The organism is Actinomycetota bacterium, assembly GCA_035540895.1.
Classification (GTDB): domain Bacteria; phylum Actinomycetota; class JAICYB01; order JAICYB01; family JAICYB01; genus DATLFR01.
This window is the reverse complement of sequence record DATLFR010000024.1, coordinates 1-23,587: the sequence shown is the minus strand read 5'-3', so window position 1 is coordinate 23,587 and position 23,587 is coordinate 1. Positions and strand designations below refer to the sequence as shown.

27 protein-coding genes are annotated in these 23,587 nt (G+C 70.9%); 16 read left to right on the top strand and 11 right to left on the bottom strand.

The genetic code is table 11. The features are described from left to right. Positions 1–81 precede the first annotated feature (81 nt). Positions 82–1,380 carry a hypothetical protein gene (locus VM840_01375; GenBank protein ID HVL80226.1) on the bottom strand — a complete coding sequence of 433 codons (1,299 nt, stop codon included), beginning with the start codon at positions 1,378–1,380 and terminating at the stop codon, positions 82–84. Positions 1,381–1,456: 76 nt separating this feature from the next. On the opposite strand from VM840_01375, the gene VM840_01370 reads away from it, so the two are divergent. Then, complete coding sequence (locus tag VM840_01370) at positions 1,457–2,602, top strand: NYN domain-containing protein (GenBank protein HVL80225.1); 1,146 nt, start codon at positions 1,457–1,459, stop codon at positions 2,600–2,602. A gap of 1 nt (position 2,603) precedes the next feature. Here the strand turns inward: VM840_01370 and VM840_01365 are convergent, their stop codons facing one another. Beyond that, entirely contained in the window at positions 2,604–3,581 is a 978-nt protein-coding gene (locus tag VM840_01365; GenBank protein HVL80224.1) for a helix-turn-helix domain-containing protein, read from the bottom strand. A gap of 233 nt (positions 3,582–3,814) precedes the next feature. On the opposite strand from VM840_01365, the gene VM840_01360 reads away from it, so the two are divergent. Then, positions 3,815–5,404 carry a hypothetical protein gene (locus VM840_01360; GenBank protein ID HVL80223.1) on the top strand — a complete coding sequence of 530 codons (1,590 nt, stop codon included), beginning with the start codon at positions 3,815–3,817 and terminating at the stop codon, positions 5,402–5,404. 2 nt (positions 5,405–5,406) lie between these two features. Here the strand turns inward: VM840_01360 and VM840_01355 are convergent, their stop codons facing one another. Further along, positions 5,407–6,351, bottom strand: a complete 945-nt coding sequence (locus VM840_01355; protein ID HVL80222.1) for a metallophosphoesterase — start codon at positions 6,349–6,351, stop codon at positions 5,407–5,409. 76 nt (positions 6,352–6,427) lie between these two features. Here VM840_01355 and VM840_01350 point away from each other — a divergent pair, with 76 nt between their 5' ends. Further along, the gene (locus tag VM840_01350; protein HVL80221.1) at positions 6,428–6,649 is read left to right on the top strand and encodes a hypothetical protein; all 222 of its coding nucleotides are present in this window, start codon (positions 6,428–6,430) and stop codon (positions 6,647–6,649) included. After that, on the top strand, positions 6,633–6,848 hold the full coding sequence (locus VM840_01345) for a hypothetical protein (GenBank protein ID HVL80220.1): 216 nt from the start codon (positions 6,633–6,635) through the stop codon (positions 6,846–6,848). The genes VM840_01350 and VM840_01345 overlap by 17 nt, the downstream gene beginning before the upstream one ends. Here VM840_01345 and VM840_01340 read toward each other — a convergent pair. Further along, positions 6,833–7,843, bottom strand: a complete 1,011-nt coding sequence (locus tag VM840_01340) for a YihY/virulence factor BrkB family protein (protein ID HVL80219.1) — start codon at positions 7,841–7,843, stop codon at positions 6,833–6,835. The genes VM840_01345 and VM840_01340 overlap by 16 nt on opposite strands. 67 nt (positions 7,844–7,910) lie before the next feature. On the opposite strand from VM840_01340, the gene VM840_01335 reads away from it, so the two are divergent. The 3 genes from VM840_01335 to VM840_01325 all read left to right on the top strand — a co-directional run bounded on the left by VM840_01335 (position 7,911) and on the right by VM840_01325 (position 9,234). Continuing rightward, complete coding sequence (locus tag VM840_01335; GenBank protein HVL80218.1) at positions 7,911–8,171, top strand: hypothetical protein; 261 nt, start codon at positions 7,911–7,913, stop codon at positions 8,169–8,171. A 60-nt stretch (positions 8,172–8,231) separates the two neighbouring features. After that, entirely contained in the window at positions 8,232–8,495 is a 264-nt protein-coding gene (locus tag VM840_01330) for a hypothetical protein (protein HVL80217.1), read from the top strand. A gap of 70 nt (positions 8,496–8,565) precedes the next feature. Then, positions 8,566–9,234 (top strand): maleylpyruvate isomerase family mycothiol-dependent enzyme, encoded by a 669-nt coding sequence (locus tag VM840_01325; protein HVL80216.1) that lies wholly within the window; start codon positions 8,566–8,568, stop codon positions 9,232–9,234. On the opposite strand, the gene VM840_01320 is transcribed toward VM840_01325, so the two are convergent. Next, positions 9,219–9,908 (bottom strand): winged helix-turn-helix transcriptional regulator, encoded by a 690-nt coding sequence (locus VM840_01320; GenBank protein HVL80215.1) that lies wholly within the window; start codon positions 9,906–9,908, stop codon positions 9,219–9,221. The two genes, VM840_01325 and VM840_01320, sit on opposite strands and share 16 nt — an antisense overlap. Positions 9,909–9,947: 39 nt before the next feature. On the opposite strand from VM840_01320, the gene VM840_01315 reads away from it, so the two are divergent. Beyond that, a complete protein-coding gene (locus VM840_01315; protein ID HVL80214.1) occupies positions 9,948–10,418 on the top strand; it encodes a nitroreductase family deazaflavin-dependent oxidoreductase in 471 nt (156 codons plus the stop codon). On the opposite strand, the gene VM840_01310 is transcribed toward VM840_01315, so the two are convergent. The 5 genes from VM840_01310 to sufB all read right to left on the bottom strand — a co-directional run bounded on the left by VM840_01310 (position 10,397) and on the right by sufB (position 15,242). Continuing rightward, entirely contained in the window at positions 10,397–11,071 is a 675-nt protein-coding gene (locus tag VM840_01310; protein ID HVL80213.1) for a response regulator transcription factor, read from the bottom strand. The two genes, VM840_01315 and VM840_01310, sit on opposite strands and share 22 nt — an antisense overlap. Further along, positions 11,071–12,087, bottom strand: a complete 1,017-nt coding sequence (locus VM840_01305) for a sensor histidine kinase (protein ID HVL80212.1) — start codon at positions 12,085–12,087, stop codon at positions 11,071–11,073. The genes VM840_01310 and VM840_01305 overlap by 1 nt, the downstream gene beginning before the upstream one ends. 145 nt (positions 12,088–12,232) lie before the next feature. Further along, positions 12,233–12,928 carry a hypothetical protein gene (locus VM840_01300; protein HVL80211.1) on the bottom strand — a complete coding sequence of 232 codons (696 nt, stop codon included), beginning with the start codon at positions 12,926–12,928 and terminating at the stop codon, positions 12,233–12,235. Positions 12,929–12,945: 17 nt separating this feature from the next. Continuing rightward, positions 12,946–13,674, bottom strand: a complete 729-nt coding sequence (locus VM840_01295) for an ATP-binding cassette domain-containing protein (protein ID HVL80210.1) — start codon at positions 13,672–13,674, stop codon at positions 12,946–12,948. Between the two features lie 155 nt (positions 13,675–13,829). Beyond that, complete coding sequence (gene sufB / locus VM840_01290; protein HVL80209.1) at positions 13,830–15,242, bottom strand: Fe-S cluster assembly protein SufB; 1,413 nt, start codon at positions 15,240–15,242, stop codon at positions 13,830–13,832. 168 nt (positions 15,243–15,410) lie between these two features. Between sufB and VM840_01285 the strand changes: the two genes are divergently transcribed. After that, positions 15,411–15,689, top strand: coding sequence for a hypothetical protein (locus tag VM840_01285; protein ID HVL80208.1), 279 nt, complete (start codon positions 15,411–15,413; stop codon positions 15,687–15,689). 22 nt (positions 15,690–15,711) lie between these two features. After that, positions 15,712–16,476, top strand: coding sequence for a Sir2 family NAD-dependent protein deacetylase (locus VM840_01280; protein HVL80207.1), 765 nt, complete (start codon positions 15,712–15,714; stop codon positions 16,474–16,476). Between the two features lie 68 nt (positions 16,477–16,544). Here VM840_01280 and VM840_01275 read toward each other — a convergent pair whose 3' ends face one another. Further along, positions 16,545–17,213, bottom strand: coding sequence for a hypothetical protein (locus tag VM840_01275; protein ID HVL80206.1), 669 nt, complete (start codon positions 17,211–17,213; stop codon positions 16,545–16,547). A gap of 302 nt (positions 17,214–17,515) precedes the next feature. On the opposite strand from VM840_01275, the gene VM840_01270 reads away from it, so the two are divergent. From VM840_01270 to VM840_01245, 6 genes are all read left to right on the top strand, one after another. Next, positions 17,516–17,710 carry a lasso RiPP family leader peptide-containing protein gene (locus VM840_01270; protein HVL80205.1) on the top strand — a complete coding sequence of 65 codons (195 nt, stop codon included), beginning with the start codon at positions 17,516–17,518 and terminating at the stop codon, positions 17,708–17,710. A gap of 95 nt (positions 17,711–17,805) precedes the next feature. Next, positions 17,806–20,487 (top strand): calcium-binding protein, encoded by a 2,682-nt coding sequence (locus VM840_01265; protein HVL80204.1) that lies wholly within the window; start codon positions 17,806–17,808, stop codon positions 20,485–20,487. A 14-nt stretch (positions 20,488–20,501) separates the two neighbouring features. Further along, on the top strand, positions 20,502–20,759 hold the full coding sequence (locus tag VM840_01260) for a PqqD family protein (GenBank protein HVL80203.1): 258 nt from the start codon (positions 20,502–20,504) through the stop codon (positions 20,757–20,759). After that, the gene (locus tag VM840_01255) at positions 20,756–21,205 is read left to right on the top strand and encodes a lasso peptide biosynthesis B2 protein (protein ID HVL80202.1); all 450 of its coding nucleotides are present in this window, start codon (positions 20,756–20,758) and stop codon (positions 21,203–21,205) included. The genes VM840_01260 and VM840_01255 overlap by 4 nt, the downstream gene beginning before the upstream one ends. Next, entirely contained in the window at positions 21,202–22,134 is a 933-nt protein-coding gene (locus VM840_01250) for a hypothetical protein (GenBank protein ID HVL80201.1), read from the top strand. Before VM840_01255 ends, VM840_01250 begins: the two co-directional genes overlap by 4 nt. After that, positions 22,131–23,587 (top strand): asparagine synthase-related protein (locus tag VM840_01245; protein ID HVL80200.1); only part of this gene is annotated, 1,457 nt, incomplete at its 3' end. The genes VM840_01250 and VM840_01245, both read left to right, overlap by 4 nt.

Here is a 23,587-nt window from a genome sequence, read left to right as displayed (position 1 = left end):
CGCCGGCGCAGACGCGGGCCGGGGGGTTCACAGCCGGCGGTCCGGCGGAGCGCGCCACGCGGGCCGGTCCGTCCGCAGGCGTTAGCGGTCCGCGCCGCCGGTGCCCGTCCCCGGGGCGATCGCCGAGGCCCGTCCGTGCCGCTCCGCGTCGGGAGCCGGGAGCCAGAGGGAGGCGATCGCAGGCTGCATCGTCCGGGTGACGGTGTCGAGGAGCGCGGCCCGCACCACCTCCACGTCGGCGTCCTCGCGCAGTCGGGCGCCGAACGACTCGATCGTCCGGGCGGCGTCGTACCGGCTCCGGTTGAAGCGACGGTCGACGAACGACTGGAGGCGGGCCCGGACGGGCCGGAACAGCGCCGCGACCACGAGGGTGCCCACCGCCACCCCCAGGTCGCTCTCGCTACCCCCGACCCCGACGATCGCCGTGACCGAGAACACGACGAGCGCGTAGGCTCCCGCGAGCCCGGACGAGAGCAGCGCGTACAGCACCGTGCGGCTGATAAGCCGGTCGATGTCGTAGACGCGTCTCCTGAGGATCGCCACACCGAGCGAGGCGGGGACCACCAGACCCAGCGCCGCTGAAGAGGCCGAGACGATCCCGTGGGGTAGGGATCCCGGGTCGAGTGCGTTCATGAGGTTGGCGAGCGCGATCCCTCCGAACGCCGCCAAGGCAGCGGCGAAGGCGACGACGCGCACCTGTGCCCGCTCACGCGAGGACCCCCGCGTCGCCCGCATCAAGAGGGAGGCGACCGAGGCGAGCATCCCACCGAAGATCGCGAAGATGCCGAACCCAGTCAGGGCGGCGACCAACCCCCGGATGGAAGGCGGCGCGAGCGGGTTCCGCATCCCTGGGAGGTTTCCCAGGAGGCCGTCATCGGTGAAGGCGTCCGACTGCAGGACGAGGAGCCCGAACGCGAAGCATCCCGCGACGCCGACCCATATCGGAACCGCCCAACGCCGCGACAGCAGCCTCCCAGTGGGGAACACGGCCGGGAGGACCACCGCGAGCAACCCCCAGCAGCCGACGAATGCCAGGTGCGAGACCAGGCGGGCGGCGAGCCCTCCGGGGACCGCTCCCGGCGCGACGACCAGGGCGTACCCGGCCCACTGGTCCGCCGCCAGAGCCAGGAGCCCGGCGACGCCGCCCGCGGCGGCCACGGGTCCGGTGGCGTTGCCGGGGTGGCGCACCATCACGAGGAGCCCGACGAGGAGCGCGACGACCATGTAGGCCGACCAGGTGGCGACCTCGCCCCATCCGTTCCACGCCGCGGTGGAGCCGTGAGGGGGCCCGCCGGCGTTCACGGCACCCCCGACCATCGAGACGACGAAGAGGACCGCACCCAACCCCGCGACCACGCCCACCCGACCGCGCACGCTCACGGCCGAAGCGTACGCCCACGCCGGGAGGCGGTCCAGGGCGTGTCGTCGCGGTAGCGGCAACGGGTAGCGTGTCGGGATGGACGAAGAACGCATCGCTCTATTCATCGACTACGAGAACCTCGCCATCGGCGCCCGGGAGCACCTCGGGCAGCAGACGTTCGACTTCGGTCCCATCGCGGACGCCCTCGCCGAGCGGGGGCGGGTCGTCGTGCGGCGCGCCTACGCCGACTGGTCCTACTTCTCCGACGACCGGCGCGACCTGACCCGACACCACATCGAGCTGATCGAGATCCCGCAGAAGATGGGGATGGCCCGGAAGAACGCGGCCGACATCAAGCTGGCCGTGGACGCGATGGAGCTGTCCAGCGAACGCGCGTACATCTCGACGTTCGTGATCTGCACGGGGGACAGTGACTTCACGCCGCTCGTCCACAAGCTTCGCGAGCACAACCGCAAGGTGCTCGGGATCGGGATAGAGGGCTCCACCTCGAACCTGCTCCCGCCCGCGTGCGATGAGTTCCTGTTCTACGACCGCCTCGCGGGCGTCCAGCCGAGGCGCCGTCACCGCGGCCGGCAGCCCGAGAAGGCGGCGAAAGCGGAACCGGACGAGCAGCCGGCCAAGAGGATGGAGCCGGAGGACCTCGATGTCCGGATAACGCGGACCCTGGCCGGGCTGAAGCGATCGTCGGACACGGTCCTCGGCTCCCACCTGAAGCGGACGCTCCTGCGTAAGGACCCGACCTTCGACGAGTCGGAGTACGGGTTCCGCAGCTTCGGCGAGCTCCTGCAGGACCTAGCCGAGCGCAAGGTGCTCCAGGTGACCGACGGACCGGCGAAGGGCGACCCCCAGGTCGACCTGGCCCGGACGACGCCCGCCGAGCAGGAGTCGTTCGATCTCCTGCGGGAGGTGGTCTCCGAGATCGCCGCGAACGGGTCCGCCCCCCCGCCGCTGGCCGGGCTCAAGAACGAGATGCGCAAGCGCAAGCCCCGCTTCAGCGAGAAGCGGTTCGGGTACGGAGGTTTCCTGCAGTTCGTGAAGGCCGCGCAGACCCGGGGGCTGGTCGAGATGACGTGGGACGAGGAGACGGGCGATTACCTCGTCCGCGCCGCCACCCCCAAGGCCGCAGCGGACGAGCCCGCGCCCGAAGGCCAGGCGGCCCAGGGACGCAAGCGGCGGGCGGGGTCCTCGTCGCGACGGGGCCCGCGCACGCGCAAGCGGTGAGCTAGCCGAGCCTCCCCTGCTGCTGGGCCAGCGAGCCGGCCTGGAACCGGGTCTTGGCTCCCAGCTCGTCCATCAGCTCCCGCACCCGGCGAGCCACCGTGCTCCGGGACATCCCCAGGGCACGAGCGATGCTCTCGTCCTTCAGCCCGGCCGCGAGGAGGCGGAGGACCTCGTCGCCGGACCGGTCGCCGTCCGGACCGGGCGGACCCGACGGCGCCGACAGGGGGACCGCCTTCTCCCAGAGCGACTCGAACAGCATCACCAGGGCGTGGAGGAGGAACGACGCATGGACGACGACGGCGTCCTCCACACCGAGGGTCTGCAGGTTGAGCGGGATGAGCCCGACCCGGCGGTCCACGATCACCAGCTTCGTGGCGACGTCGGCCAGGACCCGTGCCTCCGCTCCCGCGGCCACGCCGGCGAGGATGACCGGGAGCCGGCCGGGCATCTCGACCGCCTCCCGCGAGTAGATCGCACGCAGCCTCACCCCCCGCTCCACTAGGTCGCGGTCCGACGCCCCCTCGTCCGACGGTCGAGGATGCACCGCGTACGGCGGGCGGTCGATCACCAGGACCTCCTCCCGGGCCGCCGCGTGGAACTGCCGGAACCGCTGCGCGCTGGCCTCCGGTCCGGTGAGGATCTCGAGCAGGTCGCCGGTCCGGGCGCGCTCGAAGGCGGCGCGGTGCCGCTGAGCGAGCTCGGCCGCGGCCACCCTCGCCCGGTGCAGCTCTTCCTCTCTTCGATGTACGAGTACCTCGACCGCCGACTCGGGAGGCGCGGCGACGTACTCCGGCGGCCTGGTAGCGGTCTCGGTCACGAACCCCTTGTCGCGCAGCTGCAGCAGGGCACGCTGGAGCTGTCCGGTCGGGAGCCCCGAAGCCTTGGCGAGCTCACGCAGGGTCGTCCGGGGCCTCTCGACCATCGCGGCGTACACCTGCTCCTCCAGCTCGCTCAGACCGACGGCCTCGAACACACCCATCGCTCGCCCCTCTGGTGGCTTCGTCTCATGACACTAACTTGTCACGCAGGTGGGGAGGGGGACAACCCACGCCGCAGAACCCTCCAACCGGGGGTTATCGCGACCGTCGAAAGGGGTGGCATATGCCGTCGCTGCGTAGGTTCGTTCCGCTCCTGCTCGGGATGGCGCTGGCGGTCGGGACGCCTGCGCCGGCTCGGTCCTTCGTCGCCCCACCTCTACCGGATGGGCGCTCCATGCCGTCCGTGGCCTCCCCGCAGTGGCGGGACACCGCTAGCCCCGCGCTGGCCGAGCTCGCGGCGTCCCGCGGACGGATCTCGAGCCGGGCGGAGCTCGTCCGCCTCCAGGCGCGGGTGCTGGCCGCCGACGCCGGGCTCCCCTCGCCGGACTTCGTCTTCCCGTACCGCGCGGGGGACCTCGACGGGGACGGCGCGAACGACGCCCTGGCCTTCGAATGGCGAGGCGATTCGCCCAGGCTCGTCGCCCTCCGCGGGACCGATGGCGCCACGTTGTGGGCGAAGGCAGGGGCCCCGTTCGCGACCGCGGTCGACCTCGATGACGACGGTGAGGCTGAGGTGCTGGCCGTGTCCTACGAATGGACGCCCGTCGCCGACGGGCCGCGCGCGCTCGTGCAGCGGGTCTCGCTCTTGGACGGGTCGGACGGCGCGGCGCGGTGGACTACCACGCTCGGTGGAGCCGACCTGCGGTCCTGGTCGGACCTGGGTGGAGTGGGCAGCGACGTCCAGTTCGTGGCCAGCCTCCGCGTCATGCCGGACGCCACCGGGGACGGCCGTCCGGACGTGTGGGTCGGGACCATGAACGGCGCCTTCATCGACAGCTCCACGCTGGTGACCGACTCCGACCTGTTCGTGGGCCGGACACTCGAGGGGTCGACCGGGCTCGAGGTCGGCCGCGTCGCGGCGGCCGGGGTGGACGCGCTGCCCTGGGCCGTCCCGGCCGGGGATGTGTCGGGAGACGGACTCGCCGATGTGTTCACGATGTCGGGTCGATCCTGGGACACGGGGGCCCTGGCCGCCGTCTCGGTCGCCGGCACCCCGTGGTGGGCGAGGCGGATCCCCAGCGGGCAGGTCTACTCGTCCGTCGGCGACCTCACCGGCGACGGCTCCCCCGACATCGCCCTCCAGACCTTCCACGACGGGGGTCCATCGCGGATCGCGTACGACGGGCGCACGGGAGCCGAGCTGTGGTCGCGTCCGGACGTGGGTTACATCGACCTCGCCGGCGACATCGACGGCGACGGCGGGACGGACCTGATCCAGGTGAACACGCCCGAGGGCGGCTCGGTCCTGACGGCGTGGTCCGGGGCGACCGGGGAGACGATCTGGGGGCCGGTCCACTACGTGGCCTCCGAGGGAGCCTGGGTCATGTTCTGCGTCTGCGTGCACGACGTGACCGGCGACGGGATCTGGGATCCGCTCGTGGCGGACGTGGTCTTCACCGAAGAAGGAGCGGACGTGCTCGTGCGGATGCTCAACGGCCGGGGCGGCCTGCCGCTATGGACCCACCAGCTCGCGCCGGGCGACGGTCTCCCCGTTCCGATAGGCGCGGACGCCGACGGGGACGGCACGGAGGACGCGGGACTCACGACGGCGGATGGGATCAGCATCCGCCGCGGCACGGATTTCACCCCGCTGTGGGAAGCGCCGCGGGAGCCCGGCAAGATGGTCCTAGGTTTCTACGGGGACGACCTGACGGGCGACGGGTCGGCCGAGATCGTCGCGGCGCGGCTCGAGCTCGTCGAGGAATGGTTCCAGGGCTCCGCGGCCGCGTACCGGCCCGGCACCCTGATCTGGTCGGCTCCCTGACGTCAGGCGGCCGCGCGTTCACGCGAGCGGGTCCAGCTGTCGAAGACGGACCCGCTCGCGTCGACCGCCTCCAGCTCCAGCGACCCGGGCGTCGCCGTCACCCACAGGTAGTGGTGGGTCACGGCTGCGGCCTCCGGGGCCGGGGTTCCCTCGGGACACCCGCCGACCGGGTAGAGGCCGGCTCCGCCGCCCCCGGTCACCACGTAGGGCACACCGTCGATCGGCGCGAAACGCTGGTAGTTGTGGTCGTGCCCGTTCAGGACCAGGTCCGCCCCGCCCTCCCGTATCACGGGCTCCCACGCAGCGCGCAGGGCCGGCGTGCTCCCGTGGCGTCCGCAGCTGTGAACCGGCTGGTGGAAGACGAGGACGGTCCAGGCGGCTGACGGCGCGGCGAGCGCCGCGCGCAGGTGGCGCAGCTGCTCGGGGTCGTGCGGGCGGTTCGCGTCCAGGACCAAGAACCGGACGGGTCCGAGCTCGCGCTCGTACCACCGGGCGGGCATCCCCATCAGCTGCATCACCGGGCGGCCGCCGTCCGTCTGGACATCGTGGTTGCCGAGCGATGCGACCACCTCGAGCCCGGCCTCCTCCACCCATCCGTACGGACCGTGCCACGCCCGTTCGAACCTCCTTGGGTGCCCGTCGGGGTAGATGTTGTCCCCCGTGGTCACGAGCGCGTCGAGCCCGGACCTCCGTGCGCGCAGAGCCGACGCGATCCGCAGCTGCGGGTCGTCGCCGGTCCCGAAGTCGCCGATCACCGCGAAGGTCAAGCGGTCGGGGGCGATGGTCCGGCGAGGGGTCGGCTCCGGGGCCACCGACGGCTCGGGGGCCGTGGTGGCCGGACCGGCCACGACCGTGGGAGAGGGGTTCGCGGTCGGGCGCGACGGGGTTCGGGCCTGAGTGCATGCCGTGATGACCAGGGCGGTGAGCAGGCCGACGAGCCGGAGCATCGTCCAAGTGAACACCCGGGAGGATCGTCGCGCACGGAGACGGGGTATGGCTCCCGCGAGACCACGGAGGTGTCAGATGGAGAGAGGGAACGAGAGCCCGGCCGCCGAGGAGCTGGACGCCAAGCTCGACGAGGCGTCCGACGCGGTCGACGAGCAGATGCAGCAGGACGGCGGCACGCCGGACACGATCGAGCGCAGCCACGAGATGCCGGCCGACGGGCAGGTTGCCGAGGGTGGGGACGGGCGCGGGGTCACCGCGGTGCAGGACCAGGGAGGTCCCGATGGCGAGGAGGGGTGACGACCTGAGCGAGCGCGGGGAGCAGGTGGAGGAGGCCGCCGGCACGTCGATGGACAACGTGGTCGACCGCATCGAGCGGTCGGCCGACCTCGGCCGGGAGGAGGACGCGGTCACCGGACGCCCCGACGAGGTCGAGGAGCAGGAGGATCCGGCGCCGGACGGGGCCGTAGAGGTGGTGGAGGATCAGGAGGCCGGCTGAGCGTCGCTCGCGTCCGCCGCGGGATCGCTGGTCTCGCCGGACCTGATCGCGCTCTGGCGCTCCAGCTCCGCGTTGATCTCCCCGCCCACGAGCACGGCCAGCGCCGTGATGAACAGCCAGAGGATCAGGACGACCACCCCCGCGAGCGACCCGTACGTCTGCGCGTAGCTCGCGAAGTTGCGGACGTACAGCGAGAAGGTGGCGGACGCCGCGACCCACACGAGCGTGGCGATGACCCCGCCCGGGCTCACCCACTGCCACCTCGGGGAGGGACGGTTCGGAGCGACGTAGTAGAAGACGGCGAACAGCAACGTCACCGCCCCGATCGCAGCCACCCAGCGGAAGACGTGCCAGGCGATGCCGATCACGGGTCCGAACGCGACCCGCTCCCACAACCAGTCGCTCAGCGGCTGTCCGAACACCATGAGCGCGGTCGCGATACCGCCCAGGACGAGCGTGGCGACCATGAGGGCGAGTGCCCGGACCCTCTTCCCCAGGAAGGTCCGGCTCAACGGCACGTCGTAGGCGATGTCCAGGCCGAGCTGCATCGCGACCATCCCGGTGGAGGCCGACCACAACGCGACCACGAGTCCGATGGCGACGGCGAGAGCGGACGCCTTCCCGGTGTCCTCGGAAGGGTCGCCCAGGGCTCCCGTCAGGACCTCGGCCGCGTCCCCCGGGAGCACCGCCCGCAGCGACTCGTCGACGAACGAGGCGGTCCCCCGGGCGGCTCCCACCAGGCCCGACAGCCCGACGAGCGCGAGCATCGCGGGGAAGACGGCCAAGAACCAGTAGAAGGCCATCCCGGCCGCCACGATCGTGACCCTGTCCTCCACGATCTGCTGGACGGTCCGCTTGAGGGTCTGCCTCCAGTCCGGACCGGACAGCTCGAGCGGCGAGGACGCGGTGGCCGGCGGGACCGGAGGGTCGTCGGTGCTCCCGATGCCGGGGGTACGGTCGGGGCTCTGCTCCGGGGGCGCGCCGGCGTCGGGCATGGGTGACGTGTGCCCAGGCGTGGCTCGAGCCAAACGGGGCGAGCTACGCTGGGTCCGGGAGGAGACCATGGCCAGGATCAGAGGCGTCGAGCCCAAGGGAGCCCCGCTGCTCGTGAAGGCCACGTACCTGATCGGGCGGCGCGTCACCCGCAAGCTGATGGGACGCGACGAGGTGCTGGAGCCCTACAAGCTCCTCGCCCACTCTCCGTCGGTCATGCAGGCGTACGGCCTGCTGGAACGCGCGCTCCTGAGATCGCGGTCCGTCCCGTTCGACCTGCGCGAGCTCGCCCGGGCGAAGGTGTCCACGATCGTGGGATGCCCCTGGTGACTGGATTTCGGTTCCGCCCTGGTCAGGGCGACCGGCCTCAGTGAGGAGAAGCTGCTCGCCGTGGGGGATCCGGCGAGCGAGGCCTTCTCCCCCCTCGAGCGGGCCGTGCTCCGCTACGCGGAAGCCCTCAGCCGGTCGCCCGCTGACGTGCCCGACGATCTGTTCGCGGAGCTCCGGGCGCAACTCGACGAACGCCAGCTGGTCGAGCTGACCGCGACGATCGCCACCGAGAACCTCCTGTCCCGGTTCAACCGGGGGCTCGGCGTGGGGGCTCAGGGGTTCTCGGAGGGCGGGGCCTGCCTCCTCCCGGAGCACCGCGGCTAGCAGGGCTTTACTTCCCGGTTGTCGATACTTCAGAATCAGGAAGTAGAAGCCACCGACCCAGGAGGATGCGATGCCGCTTCCGCGCGAGGAGGTCGTAGCCGGCCTCGACGCCCAGCTCGGAGAGTTCGAGTCGCTCGTCAGGTCCCTGAGCGACGAGCAGTGGGAGACGCCCACCCGGTGCGACGGGTGGACGATCCGCGATATCGCCTCCCACGTCGCCGGCACGATGACCGAGGTGGTCGAGGGCCGGGCCGGGGACCTCGCCGCCCCCGACGCGATCGACCGCCTCGTCGCGGCCCGCCGCGACCGCTCGCCGCAGGAGGTCGCGGACGAGCTCGCCAAGGCCCGGGACATCGCCCGCCCGATGATGCAGAGCCTGGACGACCGCACCTGGGCGGCCCCCGCCCCCGGCGGCGTCGCCTCTTCGATCGGCGTAGGCGTCGAGGCCCTCTGGTACGACGCGTTCGTCCACGAGCTGGACATCCGTCACGCCCTCGGGATGCCGGAGCGGCTGGACGACGGGTTGAAGGCGTCGGTCGTCCACGTCTCGGACATCCTCGCCGGCGAGGGCTGGGGTCCGGCCACGCTCGCGCTCGACGGTCTCGACGAGGTGACGATCAACGGCGGGGGGCGGCGCGTGGAAGGCGACCCGCTGGCCTTCGTGCTCGCCGCCACCGGGCGAGGCGACCCGTCGGTCCTCGCTCTCGACGAGACCGTGAACGTCTACCGCCCGCGCTGAGGCCGGCTCCCCGCGACCTCCGTCCTCCGGGGGCCGAGGATCTCCATGCAGCGACGAAGGACCTCCGGCGGGCCGTCGACGATGGTCCGGCCGGAGGCGCGCGCCTCCCGGGGGTCGAGCCGTCCGACGCCCACGTCGAGGAGGGTGGCGATATCGGTCGTCACGACGAGGTCCGGCGGTACGGGAGCCGGACCTCGTCGGACGTCCATCGTGGCGTCGTCCACCACCACGTGGACCGTCTCCCCCTCCACGCGGAACTCGTAGACGTCGCGTACCCCGCGCGCCGCGTCCGGGGAGAAGTTCGCCCACAGGGTGCGCAGCAGCCAGTCTCCCCGGAAGAGCTCCCCGCGGCGACGCCGCCCCAGGCGCTTCGCCCCCCACACCGAGAGGGGCAGCAGGGCGTCGGCCAGCTCACGTCCCTCGTCGGTCAGCTCCCACACCGGAACGCTCGCCGGCGCCGGGAGCTCGCCGCGACGGGCGAGGCCCGCCTCCTCGAGGGCGTGGAGCCGCTGGGCGAGCAGCCCGGTCCCGATGCCCGGGAGCCCCGCGAGCAGGTCGGTGTACCGCTGGGGGCCGAGGGCCAGGTCCCTGACGATCAGCATCGTCCACCGCTCACCCACGATGTCGAGTGCCTTCGCGAGGCCGCAGAACTGCCCGTAGGACCGCTTCGTCACGCGTCGAGCATAGCGACCGGGAGGCGGTACCCTTCGCGGATGCCGCTGTTGGTGCGCGCACTGAGGTCGGCCGGTCATCGGGTGTGGTTCGCGAACCTGATGAAGCGCATCGCGCCTCCACTCGACCGCCTCCTGCACCGCCTGACGGGCGGACGCGTGCACGTGGCCGATCTCCTCGTCCCGACGCTGATGCTCGAGCACGTGGGCCGTCGGTCCGGACAGCGGTACCGGACCCCGTTGCTCTACGTATCGGTCCGGGGGGGCGGCTGGGCGGTGGCGGGGACCAACTTCGGACAGACGCACCATCCGGCCTGGGTGCTCAACCTCTCCGCCAACCCCGACGCCCAGGTCGTCGTCCGAGGTCGGACCGTCTCCGTGCGGGCGCGGCCGGCCACGTCCGAGGAGCGGGAGACGATATGGCCGGACCTGGTCCGGGCGTGGCCCGCGATGAACACCTACCTGGGGCGGGCGGGTCGCGACATACCGATCTACGTGCTCGAGCCGCGCTGACCTCCCGGCGTGACCACCCCGTGTTCGTAGGCGTAGACGACGGCCTGCACCCGGTCCCGCAACCCGAGCTTCGCGAGCACGCTCGAGACGTGGGTCTTCACGGTCGTGGGGCTCACGTGCAGCCGGTCGGCGATCTCGCTGTTCGTGCTGCCGTCCGCCACCGCGCGGAGCACCTCGAGCTCACGCTCGGTGAGCAGCTCGAGCTCGGGAGGACGCTGGGACTCGATCTGGAGCTGGTGCGCGAACCGCGCGACGAGGCGACTGGTGATGGCGGGCGCGAGCAGCGCGTCCCCCGATGCGATGGTCCGGATCGCGGCCACTAGCTCGGGGGGTGGGATGTCCTTCAGGACGAACCCGGACGCACCTGCCCGCAGAGCCCGGTACACGTACTCGTCGGCATCGAAGGTGGTGAGGATCAGGACCCGAGGCGGGGGGTCCATCTCGCGCATGATGATCTCGGTGGCGGCGAGTCCGTCGAGCTCCGGCATGCGGATGTCCATGAGCACGACGTCCGGGCGCCACCGCCGGACGGCCTCGATCGCCGCGCGGCCGTCCCCGCACTCGTCGACGACGTCGATGTCTGCGGACGCTCCGAGGATCATCCGGAACCCGGCCCGGACGAGCTCCTGGTCGTCGACGACCACGACGCGGATCAGGGCTGGCTCCCGTCGAGCGGGATCTGCGCCCGGACCTCGAACCCACCCTGCGGACGCGGGCCGGCGTGGACGCTCCCTCCGAAGGCCGCCGCCCGCTCGGACATCCCGATGATGCCGTACCCCGGCGCCTCACCCGCCGGCGCCGCGTCGCCCGTGTCGACGACCTCGATCTGCAGGTCCTGCGGGCGGTAGCGGATTGTGACCGACGCCTCCGCGTGTGGTCCCGCATGCTTCAGGACGTTCGTCAGGGCCTCCTGGACGATCCGGTAGGAGCAGGAGTCGAGGCACTCGCCGACACCCTGAGGCTCACCCTCGACCCTCACCTCTACCTCCAGGCCCGCCTCGCGCATGTCCGCGGCGAGCTGCGGCACGTCCGACAAGCCACGGTCCGGCGTGAGGGGGTCGTCCGCCTCGTCGTCCGTCCGCAGGACCGAGACGAGCTGGCGGAGCTCGGCGAGGGCATCACGTCCGGCCGTCTCCACGGCTCCGATGGCCTCACGCGCCGCTCGGGGGTCCGTGTCCATCACGGCACCCGCCGCTCCCGCCTGGACCGTCATCAGGCTCACGCGGTGAGCGACGATGTCGTGGAGCTCCCGCGCGATCCGCGTCCGCTCCTCTACCGCGGCGCGGCGCCGGTCCGCCTCACGCTCCGCCTCGAGGCTGCGGGCACGCTCCTCGAGCACCATCGTGTACCTGCGCCGGACGTGGGAGAGCACCCCCAGGTACCAGGCCACAGCGAAGATGGCCAGCCCCACCGCGGCCTCGAAGGGAACCCCCACATCGCGGGTGAGCACGCCCGCCACGACCGTGGCCAGGGCACCGACCGCCGCGACCACCGCGGAGCGCCGGGAGCTGCGCGTCCAAGCACCCACGCTGTAGAAGGCAACGAGGACCCCGAAACCCTGCAGCGGTGCGACCGTCACGGATGCGATCACCACGGCCAGGACGACGGCGGGGGATCTGCGGCGGGCGAGGAGGGGGAGCGATGTCGCCGCCACGGCGATCACCGCCATCGCATCGAGCGCCCCCGGACCCCACGGGGGAAGCCCTCCTACGACGGGCCCAGCCTCGACGAACAGAACGATAGCGACCAACGCGAGGTCGGCCGCTATCGTCCGTCTGCGAGCGTTGTCGGGAAGCTCCCGTTCCTCGATCCGGTCAGACCACATCGCGACGACGCATGATCACGGTGGCCGCAGCAACCGCCGCGGCGGTGTACGCCAACAGTATGGACGCGGCCGCCAGGGCGGGACCCGGTTGCGTCGTCACCGCGAAGGTCCCGAGCGCCCCGACCGGCAAAGCATCACCGAGCCCCTCGGTCGTGGAGCCGATGAGCTGCTCGCCCAGGAGCACCCAGACGATCGCTCCGACGACCGCGCCGGTCTGGTGCTTGACGATGAACCCCACTCCCCCTGCGATCGCCGTCCATAGGGCGCCTCCGACCCCGAACAGCAGCAGCGACCGCAGCTCGGCTCCCGTGGGAGCCCGGCCCACGTCCGGTAGGGCCGCCGACACCGCCGCTCCCATGGCCAGGACGGCGAGTGCACCGCCCGAGGCGGCTATCACCGCCAGCTTCGCGGCCACCACCGACCCCCGCCGGGGGGTCACGAGCAGCGTCGGCACGATCGTCTGGTACCTGAACTCGTCGGTCACGAACTTGACGCCGAGGATGGCCAGGAAGATCGAGCCGTTGATCACCGCCAGGAACCAGAACTGTCGCTCCGTGAGCGCCTGCCCCACCTCGCTCGGGTGACCCGAGGTCTGAAGGGCACCCATCACGACCACGAGGATCATCCCGGCCGCGATCCCCCAGGTGCTCCTCGTGGTCACCAGCTTGCGGAGCTCCACTCCCATCAGCCTCATCATCACGTTCACGCTCCCTTCGCCAGCAGGTCGAAGAAGACCCGCTCCAGATCCGTCTCGCCCCGGGTGAGCTCCTCCGTCGCACCCCGCGCGACGAGCCGTCCTCGATCGATGACGATCAGGTGGTCGGCGAGCTGCGAGACCTCGGACAGCACATGGCTGGACACGAACGCGGTCCCGCCGTGCGCCGCGAACGTCTTCAGCGACCGGCGCAGCCACCTGATGCCGGCCGGGTCGAGTCCGTTGGCGGGCTCGTCCAGCATCAGCACCTTGGGGGAGCCGAGGAGCGCTCCGGCCAGGGCCAGCCTCTGACGCATGCCCAGCGAGTACCCGCTGATCCGCCGGTCCGCCGCGTCGGTCAGGTCGGTCAGGCGCAGGACCTGGTCTGCCTTGGCCAGGTCCACATCGATGGCCCGCGCGAGCAGCCGAAGGTGCTGCCGGCCGGTCCGGCGGGGGTCGGAGTACGCCGCGTCCAGGAGCGTCCCCAATACCCGTGCGGGCTCGCGGAGGTCGACGTATCGCTGACCTAGGACCCTCGCCTCGCCTCCATCGGGCTCCACCAGGCCCACCACCGCGCGCATCGTGGTCGACTTCCCCGCGCCGTTCGGGCCGAGGAACCCGGTCACGGTCCCCGCCTCCACGTCGAAGGAGAGGTCGTCCACCACGATCCGGCTGCCGTAGCGCTTCGTCAGTCCCCGGACGCTGATCGGTATCCGCGTCCCCTGCTTCGTCTCCATGGCACCTCCTTGCGTGTCCGTGAGGTCACCGTAGGGAGACGAACGCCGGGTTCCATCAGCCGTCCGGCGGGACCCGCCTCCTACCCGAGGAGGAGTCGGATGAGGAAGGACCGGCCCGAAGGCCGGTCCTGGGGGTGATCGGGAACCGTCGGGTGCTAGCCGACCGAGCCTTCCATCTCGAGCTCGATCAACCGGTTCAACTCGACCGCGTACTCCATAGGGAGCGACTTGGCGATCGGCTCGATGAACCCGCGCACGATCATCGCGGCCGCCTCGGCCTCGGGGATCCCGCGGCTCTGCAGGTAGAACATCTGGTCGTCGCCGATGCGGGCCACGGTGGCCTCGTGGCCGATGGAGACGTCCTCCTCGCGGATGTCCATGTAGGGGTAGGTGTCCGAGATCGATTCGTCGTCGATCAGGAGCGCGTCGCAGACCACGTTCGACCGGCTCTTGTAGGCGCCCTCCTCGACCTTCACGAGGCCGCGGTACGACGTCCGGCCCCCGTCCTTCGAGATGGACTTCGAGATGATCGTGGACGACGTCTCGGGAGCCGCGTGGGTCATCTTGGCTCCCGTGTCCTGGTGCTGGCCGCGGTTGGCCATCGCGAGGGACAGCACCTCTCCGTGCGCCTTCCGTCCGGCGAGCACCACGGCGGGGTACTTCATCGTGACCTTGGACCCGATGTTGCCGTCGACCCACTCCACGACGGCGTTCTCGTGGGCGACCGCGCGCTTCGTGACCAGGTTGTAGACGCTACCCGCCCAGTTCTGGATCGTGGTGTAGCGGATCCGGGAGTGGGGCAGCGCGATCAGCTCGACCACGGCCGAGTGCAGCGACGCGGACGTGTAGGCAGGCGCCGTGCATCCCTCCACGTAGTGAACGTACGAGCCCTCGTCGGCGATGATCAGCGTGCGCTCGAACTGGCCCATGTTCTCCGCGTTGATGCGGAAGTAGGCCTGCAGCGGCACGTCGACCTTCACGCCCGGGGGGACGTAGATGAAGGAGCCGCCGGACCACACGGCCGAGTTGAGGGCGGCGAGCTTGTTGTCGTTCGGAGGGATCACCGTGGCCCAGTACCTCTGGACGAGCTCCGGCACCTCGCGGATGGCCGAGTCCATGTCCATGAAGATGACGCCCTGCTTCGTCAGCGACTCCTGCACGGAGTGGTAGACGCTCTCGCTCTCGTACTGGGCCGAGACACCGGCCAGGTACTCGCGCTCGGCTTCGGGGATCCCCAGGCGGTCGAACGTGTTCTTGATATCGGCCGGCACCTCGTCCCACGTGCGGCCGGGCTTGTCGGTCGCGCGGAGGAAGTAGTAGATGTCGTCGAAGTCGATGCCGGACAGATCGGCTCCCCAGTTCGGCATCGGCCGACGGACGTATCGCTCGAAGGACTTCAGCCTGAAGTCGCGCATCCACTTCGGCTCGGACTTCATGAAGGAGATCTCCTCGACCTTCGTCTGGTCGATCCCCTTCGAGGGCTTGAAGACGTAGTTCTCTGGGTCGTGCCAGCCCCAACGCTGCTCGTAGGAGCCCTGGGGGTCTATCTCAAGGGGGGTCTTCGCCATGGGAGCCGTGTCCTCTCTTGCCGTGTCCTAGTAAATCCTATCGGCGTTGGCTAAATCCGTCCATGCCTGTGAAATCGTTCACAAAGTCTCCACAGGCTGTGGACACCGGGAACGTTTGAGACCCCTCTGCGCCGTGTAAGGGGACATCGGGCGCGAGAAGGAGGAGCCATGCAGGTCACCGAGGCCGCTGCCGCGGTCATAGTCTCGATCCGTGAGCAGGTCGGCGCGCCGCGTGACGCCGCCCTGCGCATCCAGCGCACGCACACGGCGGAGGGGGAGGTAGCCCTGGCCCTCGCGTTCACGGAGGAGCCATCCCCGTGGGACGCCCGGTTGGAACGGTCCGGCGTCACCGTGTGCGTCGAGAGCGAGCTCGAGGAGGTCCTCGCGGAGGCCGTCCTGGACGCCCAGTCCACGGAGGACGGCGCCGAACTCGTCATGAGGGCCTGACGGCCTCTGTATCCTCCCGGCGATGGACGTCATCGACCGGATCGCCGGGTGGGTGGCTGGGGCCCGCGCCGGGGTGGGGTTCACGGGAGCCGGCATCTCCACCGAGTCGGGCATACCCGACTTCCGCTCCCCAGGCGGCGTCTGGACCCGCTACGACCCCAGGGAGTTCACCTTCCAGCGCTACGTGGCCGACCCCGAGGTTCGCCGCAAGAACTGGCTGATGCGCAGGGAGGTCGTGGCCTTGCAGGCCCAACCCAACACGGGCCACCGCGCCCTCGCCAGGTTCGAGGAGCTGGGGCTGTTCCGCGGGGTCGTTACGCAGAACGTCGACGGACTCCACGCCGAGGCTGGATCGACGACCGTGGAGGTCCACGGGACGATGCGCCGGGTCGTCTGCCTCTCCTGCCCCTACACCTGCTCCATGACGGACGCGCTCGCCCGCGTCGACGCCGGCGAGCCGGACCCGGACTGCCCGGGCTGCGGCGGCATCCTGAAGGCCGCCACGGTCTCGTTCGGACAGTCCCTCCAACCGGAGGTCGTCCGGCGGGCCGAGGAGTGGGTCCGGGAGGCGGACCTCCTCCTCGTGGTCGGTTCGCCCCTCGTCGTCTACCCGGCCGCCGCGATGCCCGCGCTCGCCCAACGCGCGGGGGCGCGGGTCGTCATCGTCAACCGGGATCCGACGCCGTACGACGACATCGCGGACCTGGTCGTGCACGGCGAGGCGGGCGCGCTCCTGGGGGCCGTCCTCGAACGGGTCGAGCGGCTGCACACGTCCGAGAGCGGCTGAAGGGGAGGCAGGAACGAGAGGGCGCCGGGCCGAAGCCCGGCGCCCCGAAGAGCTGGGGGGTCGTGAGCCTAGAGGTAGCTGCGACGCGCGATCGCCCAGTAGCTGACCGCGCTGACGGAGATGGCGGCCAGGAGAGCCAGCAGTGCCATGCCGCCGATCCTCAGGGCGTCCGCTCCGGAAGCGACGGCCATGCGTGCCTTCTCGGCCGCGGCCGGCACCGTCGAGGTGTCGATCTGCACGCCCTGCTTCGCGGCCAGGATCTGCTTCGCCTTCGGGTGGTCCTTCGCGTAGATCTCAAGGCTCTCGGTGAACAGCGGCTGCTGCACGCCCTCGAGCGTGGCCACGACCTCGTACGTCCCGGTGGCGAGCTCGGCGGGGATGGGGAGGCTCATCTGCAGGACGGCCTCGGTGACCTGGATCTCGGTCAAGACGCCGGTCCCGACGAGCTCGAGCTTCAGCACCTTCCCGCGGGCGTGCTCGACGAGCTCCTGTGGGAGGGAACCGATCCCGCCGGCACTCGCAGCCTGCTGGGATCCCTGCTCAGGCTCTCCGGACACCTTCGGGCCGTCATCGCCGTAGAGGCAGACAATGACCGACAAGTTCTGGCCTGCCACGTTCGCCTTCGCGTCGACGTAGCCGACCTGACACCTCTTCGGGGGGTACTGAGCGGAGGCCGCGCCAGCCCCCAGCGCGGTCGCCACGACGGCGAGCGCAACGACGACGAGTGCCTTCTTCATGTAGAACCCCCAGCTCGTGGATCGACGTCAACGACGACAACCGGGAGTTTGCCCAGCATCCCGGCGTGGCCCCTTGCTTCCCCCAGTCCTAGGCCACTGCGGGCTAGTTCTCCGCCGGGCCACCGATCCCTCCTTCCCGGTCCGATATCCCCCGAACTGGTCGCTGCATCCCCCGACGGGGGGGCGGAATGCCCAGATCGCCCTGGCAGGGGACGTGCAGGGGACGCCGAAACATTCCCCCATCACCGCGCGCGGTCACCGGGCGACCAGCGACGCGGGCAACGAGCAGAAGGGTGGTACTGATGCACGACGCCAGTGACGGCGCGCTCGCGCGCGCCGGGACCGACGCGACCCCCGTCGCATCGAGCCAGAAACTGCCTTACGAGGCTCCGGCCGTGACCGTCCTCGGGAGCCTGATCGAGATCACCAGGGGCGGCGACGACGTCCTCGGGTCCGACGCTCAAGGCGGCGGCATCCTCCCGATGGGCATCAGCTGAAGCATCCCTCGACGGCCACAGAGCGAAGGGCAGGTCCGATGTCTGGCAGATCCTCTAGCGTCACGCGCGTCCAGAAGGCAGCACTCCTGGCGGGGATGAGCCTCGTGTTCATGCTCGCGTCGTCTCTTCCGTCGATCCCCGTCTCGGCCGCCGTCACCTGCGGCATCGCCGGCTCAACGGTCACGGTATCCCTGAACGCGGGGAACGAGGGCGTCACGGTCCAGACGGACGGGTCGGTGATCCAGTTCGGCATCTGGGGGAAGAGCGGCAACAACTGGACGCCCCCCACGACGTTCCAGCAGTGCGGGACCGCGACCCTGGCGAACACGACCACGATCAACGTGCAGGGCGAGAACTCGACCCAGTACCTCGACATAAGCGAGTCGACCCACCCTCTCCGCAACAGCTCCACGAACCAGCTGATAGCGGTGAACGTGAACGGAGGGTCGGGCAACGACGAGTTCACGTTCAGGACCTACTCAACACCGGAGACCCGCAAGACGCGCCTGGGCATGGCCGCCGGCGGCGCCATCACCTACACGGTGGTGGACCGAGACAACGACGGCGCATCCGACATGGCCATCCACAACCTCGGCGGTACCCAGGCCAAGTTCACCGTCCAGGGGGGGGCCGGCAACGATCACATCATCGGGGGCGAGGGCGGTTTCACCGCGACCGCTCCCGCCTCCGGGACCGCGACGCGCGTGGGGACGACCCGGAACATGACGCTCCTCGGAGGCGCGGGTGACGACAAGCTGTGGGGGGGACAGGGCAACGACACCCTCGACTGCGGCACCGGGAACGACGTGGCGATCTTCGGTCACCTGAACAACCGCTTCCAGGCGAACCTGGGGACGGACTACTCGGTGAATGCCACCGAGGAGGGCAACGACGCGGTGAAGGCGAGCTGCAACGGCTTCCAGGGCGGACCGGGAGGAGCCGACATCATCGGTCAGTCGGGAGCCGGCATCACGAACGTGTTCCAGAGCGGGCCCGGCAACGACGTCTTCACGGCCGGGGGGTCCGGCGCCGTCAACATCGTCTCCTACGCCGAGCGTCCGGGGCCCGTCAGCGCGAACCTCTGCACCCAGACGGCCACGGGGGACGGCTCCGACACCTTCACCGGGATCCTCAACCTGATCGGGTCGGACGGACCCGACACCATCGCCACCGGCACAGAGAGCAACAACCGGATCGACGGCGCTCCCGGTGCGGACACGCTCTCGTTCTGCGCGGGGTCCGGCGTGACGGTGGACCTGGCCGCGACCGGCCCCCAGAACACGGTCGGCGCAGGCAGCAACAAGACCTTCCTGAACCTGGAGAACGTCATCGCGACGCCCGGGAACGACACGATCATGGGGAGCGCTCTGAACAACGTGCTCGACGGCGCGGCGGGGACCGACACGGTCAGCTTCGCCGGCCGCCCGAACGGGGTGCGGGTCAACCTCTCGCTGAACACCGCGCAGGACACCCGTGACGGCAACGACACGATCCTCAACTTCGAGAACCTCACCGGCACCGCGTTCAACGACGTCCTCTCCGGGAACGCCCTGGACAACCGCCTGGACGGCGGCGCCGGCCAGGACATCGTGACCCACCGTGGTCGTACGGGCCCGGTCACGGTGAACCTCGCTACCGGCACCGCCTCGGGCGAGGGGGCCGACGTCCTGCTGGGGATCGATCACGCATCGGGCAGCGAGGGCAACGACACGATCACCGGCAACGGGGCCGCGAACCACCTGTGGGGCCGGGGCGGCAACGACCAGATCAGCGGCGCCGACGGTGACGACACCATCTCGGGCGGGCCGGGAGACGACGTCCTGGACGCCGGCCTAGGCGTGGACAACGTCAGCTACGAGCCCTCCGAGACGGGAGTGACCGTCAACCTCGGCGTGGGAGGCGCGCAGAACACGGTCGGGGACGGCACGGACACGCTGTCCGGCTTCGAGCAGCTCACCGGCTCCCGGTACGACGACACCCTCACCGGGGGGTCCGGGAACGACGTGCTCAGGGGCGGACCCGGCAACGACACGATCGACGGGGCCGGAGGCAACGACGGCCTGCAGGGCGGACCCGGCAACGACGTCCTGACCGGCGGCGCGGGCATCGACTCGGCGAGCTACTCGCAGGCGGCCGGCGGCGTGACCGTCGACCTGGCGGTGGCCTCGGCGCAGAACACCGGCGGGGACGGGTCCGACCAGCTCAGCGGCATCGAGAACCTCACCGGATCGGACCACGCGGACACCCTCAAGGGCGACGGCGGGAGCAACAACCTGCGAGGCAAGGGAGGCAACGACACGCTCCTCGGTGGAGGCGGCAACGACACCCTGTTCGGCCACGAGGGCATCAACACCCTCGATGGTCAGGGCGGGGACGATGTGCTCTACGGAGGATCGAGCGACGACACGCTGACGGGCGGCGACGGGAACGACACGGTCAGCTACTTCCATGCCGCCGCGGGCGTCCTCGTCGACCTGCGCATCGTCGGTCCTCAGGCGACGGTTGGCGCCGGTACCGACAACCTCTCGGGCGTTGAGAACCTGTCGGGCTCCGCTTTCAACGACACGCTCCACGCCACGAACGTGGCGAACGTCCTGCACGGTGGCGCCGGGAACGACATCCTCCACGGCTACGACGGCAACGACGTCCTGCGTGGGGACGCCGGAGACGACTCGCTCTTCGGCGGGGACGGCGACGACGACCTCGACGGAGGGCGCCCCGGCACCAACGTGTGCGACGGGGGAGCCGGCACGAACGCCCTCACGAACTGCCCGTGACCCAGGAGGACCCCTTGAAGATCCCAGAGCACGTGACCCATCAGGTGGTCGGCTCCGAAGCCGTCGCCCTCGACCTCGCGTCGGGGACGTACTTCACCCTGAATCGGGTGGCCACCCGCATCTGGCAGCTGGCCGCAGCGGGCGAGAGCCGATCCTCTGTCCTCGCCTCGATCGTCTCCGAGTTCGACGTCACCGAGCTGCGCGCGGCGGCCGATCTCGACGTCGCCTGGCAGCAGCTGCTCATCCACGGGCTGGTCGAGGAGTCCGCTTGATACGGAGCCTCCGAGCCTTCCGAAGGCTCCCGCGCGCCGAGCGCCGCGCGACCGTCCGAGCGGCCCTCACGGTCGCGCGCGTCGAGTGCGCACTGCGCAGGCGCCCCCTGCCCCTCGTCGTCGAGGGGCTCGGGTTCCGGCTCGGTGACGGTCCGGAGGGTTCTGAGACCGGCGAGCGGCCGCACCTCGACGAGGCCGAGCGGCGCCGCGTCCGGGCGACACGGAGGGTCCTCGGGCTGAGCGGCCGACCGCAGTGCCTGCGCACGTCCCTCGTGCTCGGCCATCTGCTCCGCGACCGCGCCCCGATCCTGAGGATCGGCGTGGCTCCCGGCGCCGACGGGGTCCGCGCGCACGCGTGGCTCGAGATCGACGGACACGTCCTGGACGCCTCTCGGGCCGACACCTCGGGTTTCAGGCTCCTCACGCACGCCGCAAGCGGAGGATGACGGGCAGCTACAGGCTGTACGGATGCCTCGTCCGGTCCGCGCTGCCTCTCGTGGCGCCCCACGCCGAGCCCGGCTGGACGGGAGACAGGCGGATCAAGCTCTCTTGCCGACCTCACCGGCACGACGAGGACCGCAACGGGACGGTGATCGCGGAGGTCGGCTCGCCGGCCGCCTTCTCGGTCTCCCGGCAGGACGGCGACCACTTCATCCGGTTCTCGGACGTCGCAGGGTTCCACGTAGGGCGTGACGACGACGTCACCGCGTATCTCCCGGAGGGGACGTCCGAGGGGTTGGCCGCGGTCCTCTTCACGGGGACGGTGATGTCCTTCATGCTGGCCCAGCACGACCCGGTGCTCCACGCGAGCGCCGTCCGAGTGAGAGGGAGGACCGTCGCGCTCGTGGCCTCGTCGGGGGGCGGGAAGTCGACGACGGCGGCCGCCCTCTGCGAGAGGGGAGCCGAGCTCGTGACCGACGACGTCCTGCGGGTCTCGGTGGGGGGGGCACAGGTGTTGTGCCACCCCGGACCGGCCGAGATCAGGCTCCGGCCGAACGCGCTCCGATACCTGCCGGCGCTCTCGGCGGACAGCGCTCCGTCGACCGCCGACGGCAGGGTCAGCTACCGCCGCTCCCCCGTCGCGGAGCCGGTCCCGCTGGATACGATCGTCTACCTGCGACTCTCACGGGAGACCGAGGGCCTGCGATACCGGCCCCTGTCCCCGGCCGACGCGGTGGTGACCCTGCTGCGCATCCCCCGCGTCCTGGGCATCCGGGACCCGGGCATGCTGACTTCACAGCTCGACCAGTTGGCCGCCGTCTGCGACGCCACGCCCATGTACGAGGTCACCCTGCCGTGGGGGGATCTTCACCGGGACGACCACCTCGACGAGCTGGCCGCCCTCGTCGAGGACGGCTTCCACGGATCGCAGTGAGGAACCTGCTCAACGTCTTCGCGGTGCAGGTAGCCGATCCGGCCCGTCGCGAGCCGGCCCGGCGGAAGCTGCGCCAGCTTGAAGGGGTCACGTCGGTCTCTGACGGGCCCGCCGGCTGGCTGGTCGCCGTGGCACCGCTCGACGAGAGCGGTCCACCCGAGAGCACGGACACGATCGTCTTCGAGTCCGACGAGCCCTCGCTCCCGTCCGGCGGCCCGCTCGACCCGACGGTCCTCGGCTCCCGCGGGCACCGGGACGTGGGGGTCCTGAAGCTGGCTCCCGGAGAGGACGACGCGATAGCGGTCAGGTCGTGCGGCGGGCTCGTCCCCGCGTACTGGGCGGCGACCCCGGACGGATGGGCGGTCGGGACGAGGCTGACCTACTTCGCCCGGTACCTTCCGGACCCTCGGCTCGACCCTCTCCAGAACGCGGTGTGGCTGACCGGACACCCCGCTTCGATCGAGGGCCGGACGTTCCTGTCCGGGGTGTCGGTCGTGCGACGAGGCGAGTTCGTCCGGCTGCGTGGACGCAGCGCCGAGCGCCGCCGGTACTGGGATCCGCGGCCCCCGTCGGTCTCCCGCCCGGATCCCCAGACCGCCGCGGCGCACGCGTCGCAGCTGCGGACGTGCCTGATCACCGCGCTCGAACGGGATCTCGCCCCACAGGGGAACGTCCTGTCGCTCAGCGGCGGTGTCGACTCGTCGCTCCTCGCCCTCATAGCGCGACGGATCCTCGGTGCTCATCTCGGGAGCCTCTCGGTGCTCCCGTCCGTCTCCTCGCCGTCCTATGAGGAGGAGGTGGCCAGGCTGCGGCGGCTGCGCGACGAGGAAGGTATCGAGCCCGGGTACGAGTTCGAGGGCGACCTCTCCGCCCGCCTGCGGGTGCTGGACGAAGCACCCCCCGTCGCGTACCACGTCCCCCACCCGGTCCTCTGCTACCTGCCCCGCGTCACGGCCTCCGGGGACGTGCGTGTGCTGACCGGTGGGGAGATGGGCGACGAGACGACGGGGTCGCTGGGCTCCACGACCTCCGACTGGCTGGCCGAGACGGGGCTGATCGAGCTGCTGCGCCACCGAGAGAGCCTCCCCGGACGGGACCGGGACGTCCTCCGCTGGCTCGTGCGGCGCCGGCGACTCAGGTCGTCTCATCGGATCGGCTACCCGCGCACCCTCCCCTCCTTCACCCGGCCCGAGCTGCAGGAGGAGCTGACCGATATCCGACGGGACGCCCTGGCCCGGGTCGTCTCACAGGACGCGCCCTGGAGGAGCCTGTGGCACTACCTGGAGGTGTCGGAGTTCACCTCGATGGGCTGGGAGGCGGCGAGCTCGCTCGGTGTGCGCAGGTCCTATCCGTTCATGCACCGCGAACTGCTTGAGCTCGTCCTGGCGTGCCACCCCGGCGAGCTCATAGGTCCGGGAGACAAGAAGCTGCTGCGGGCCGCGTTCCGCGGGGA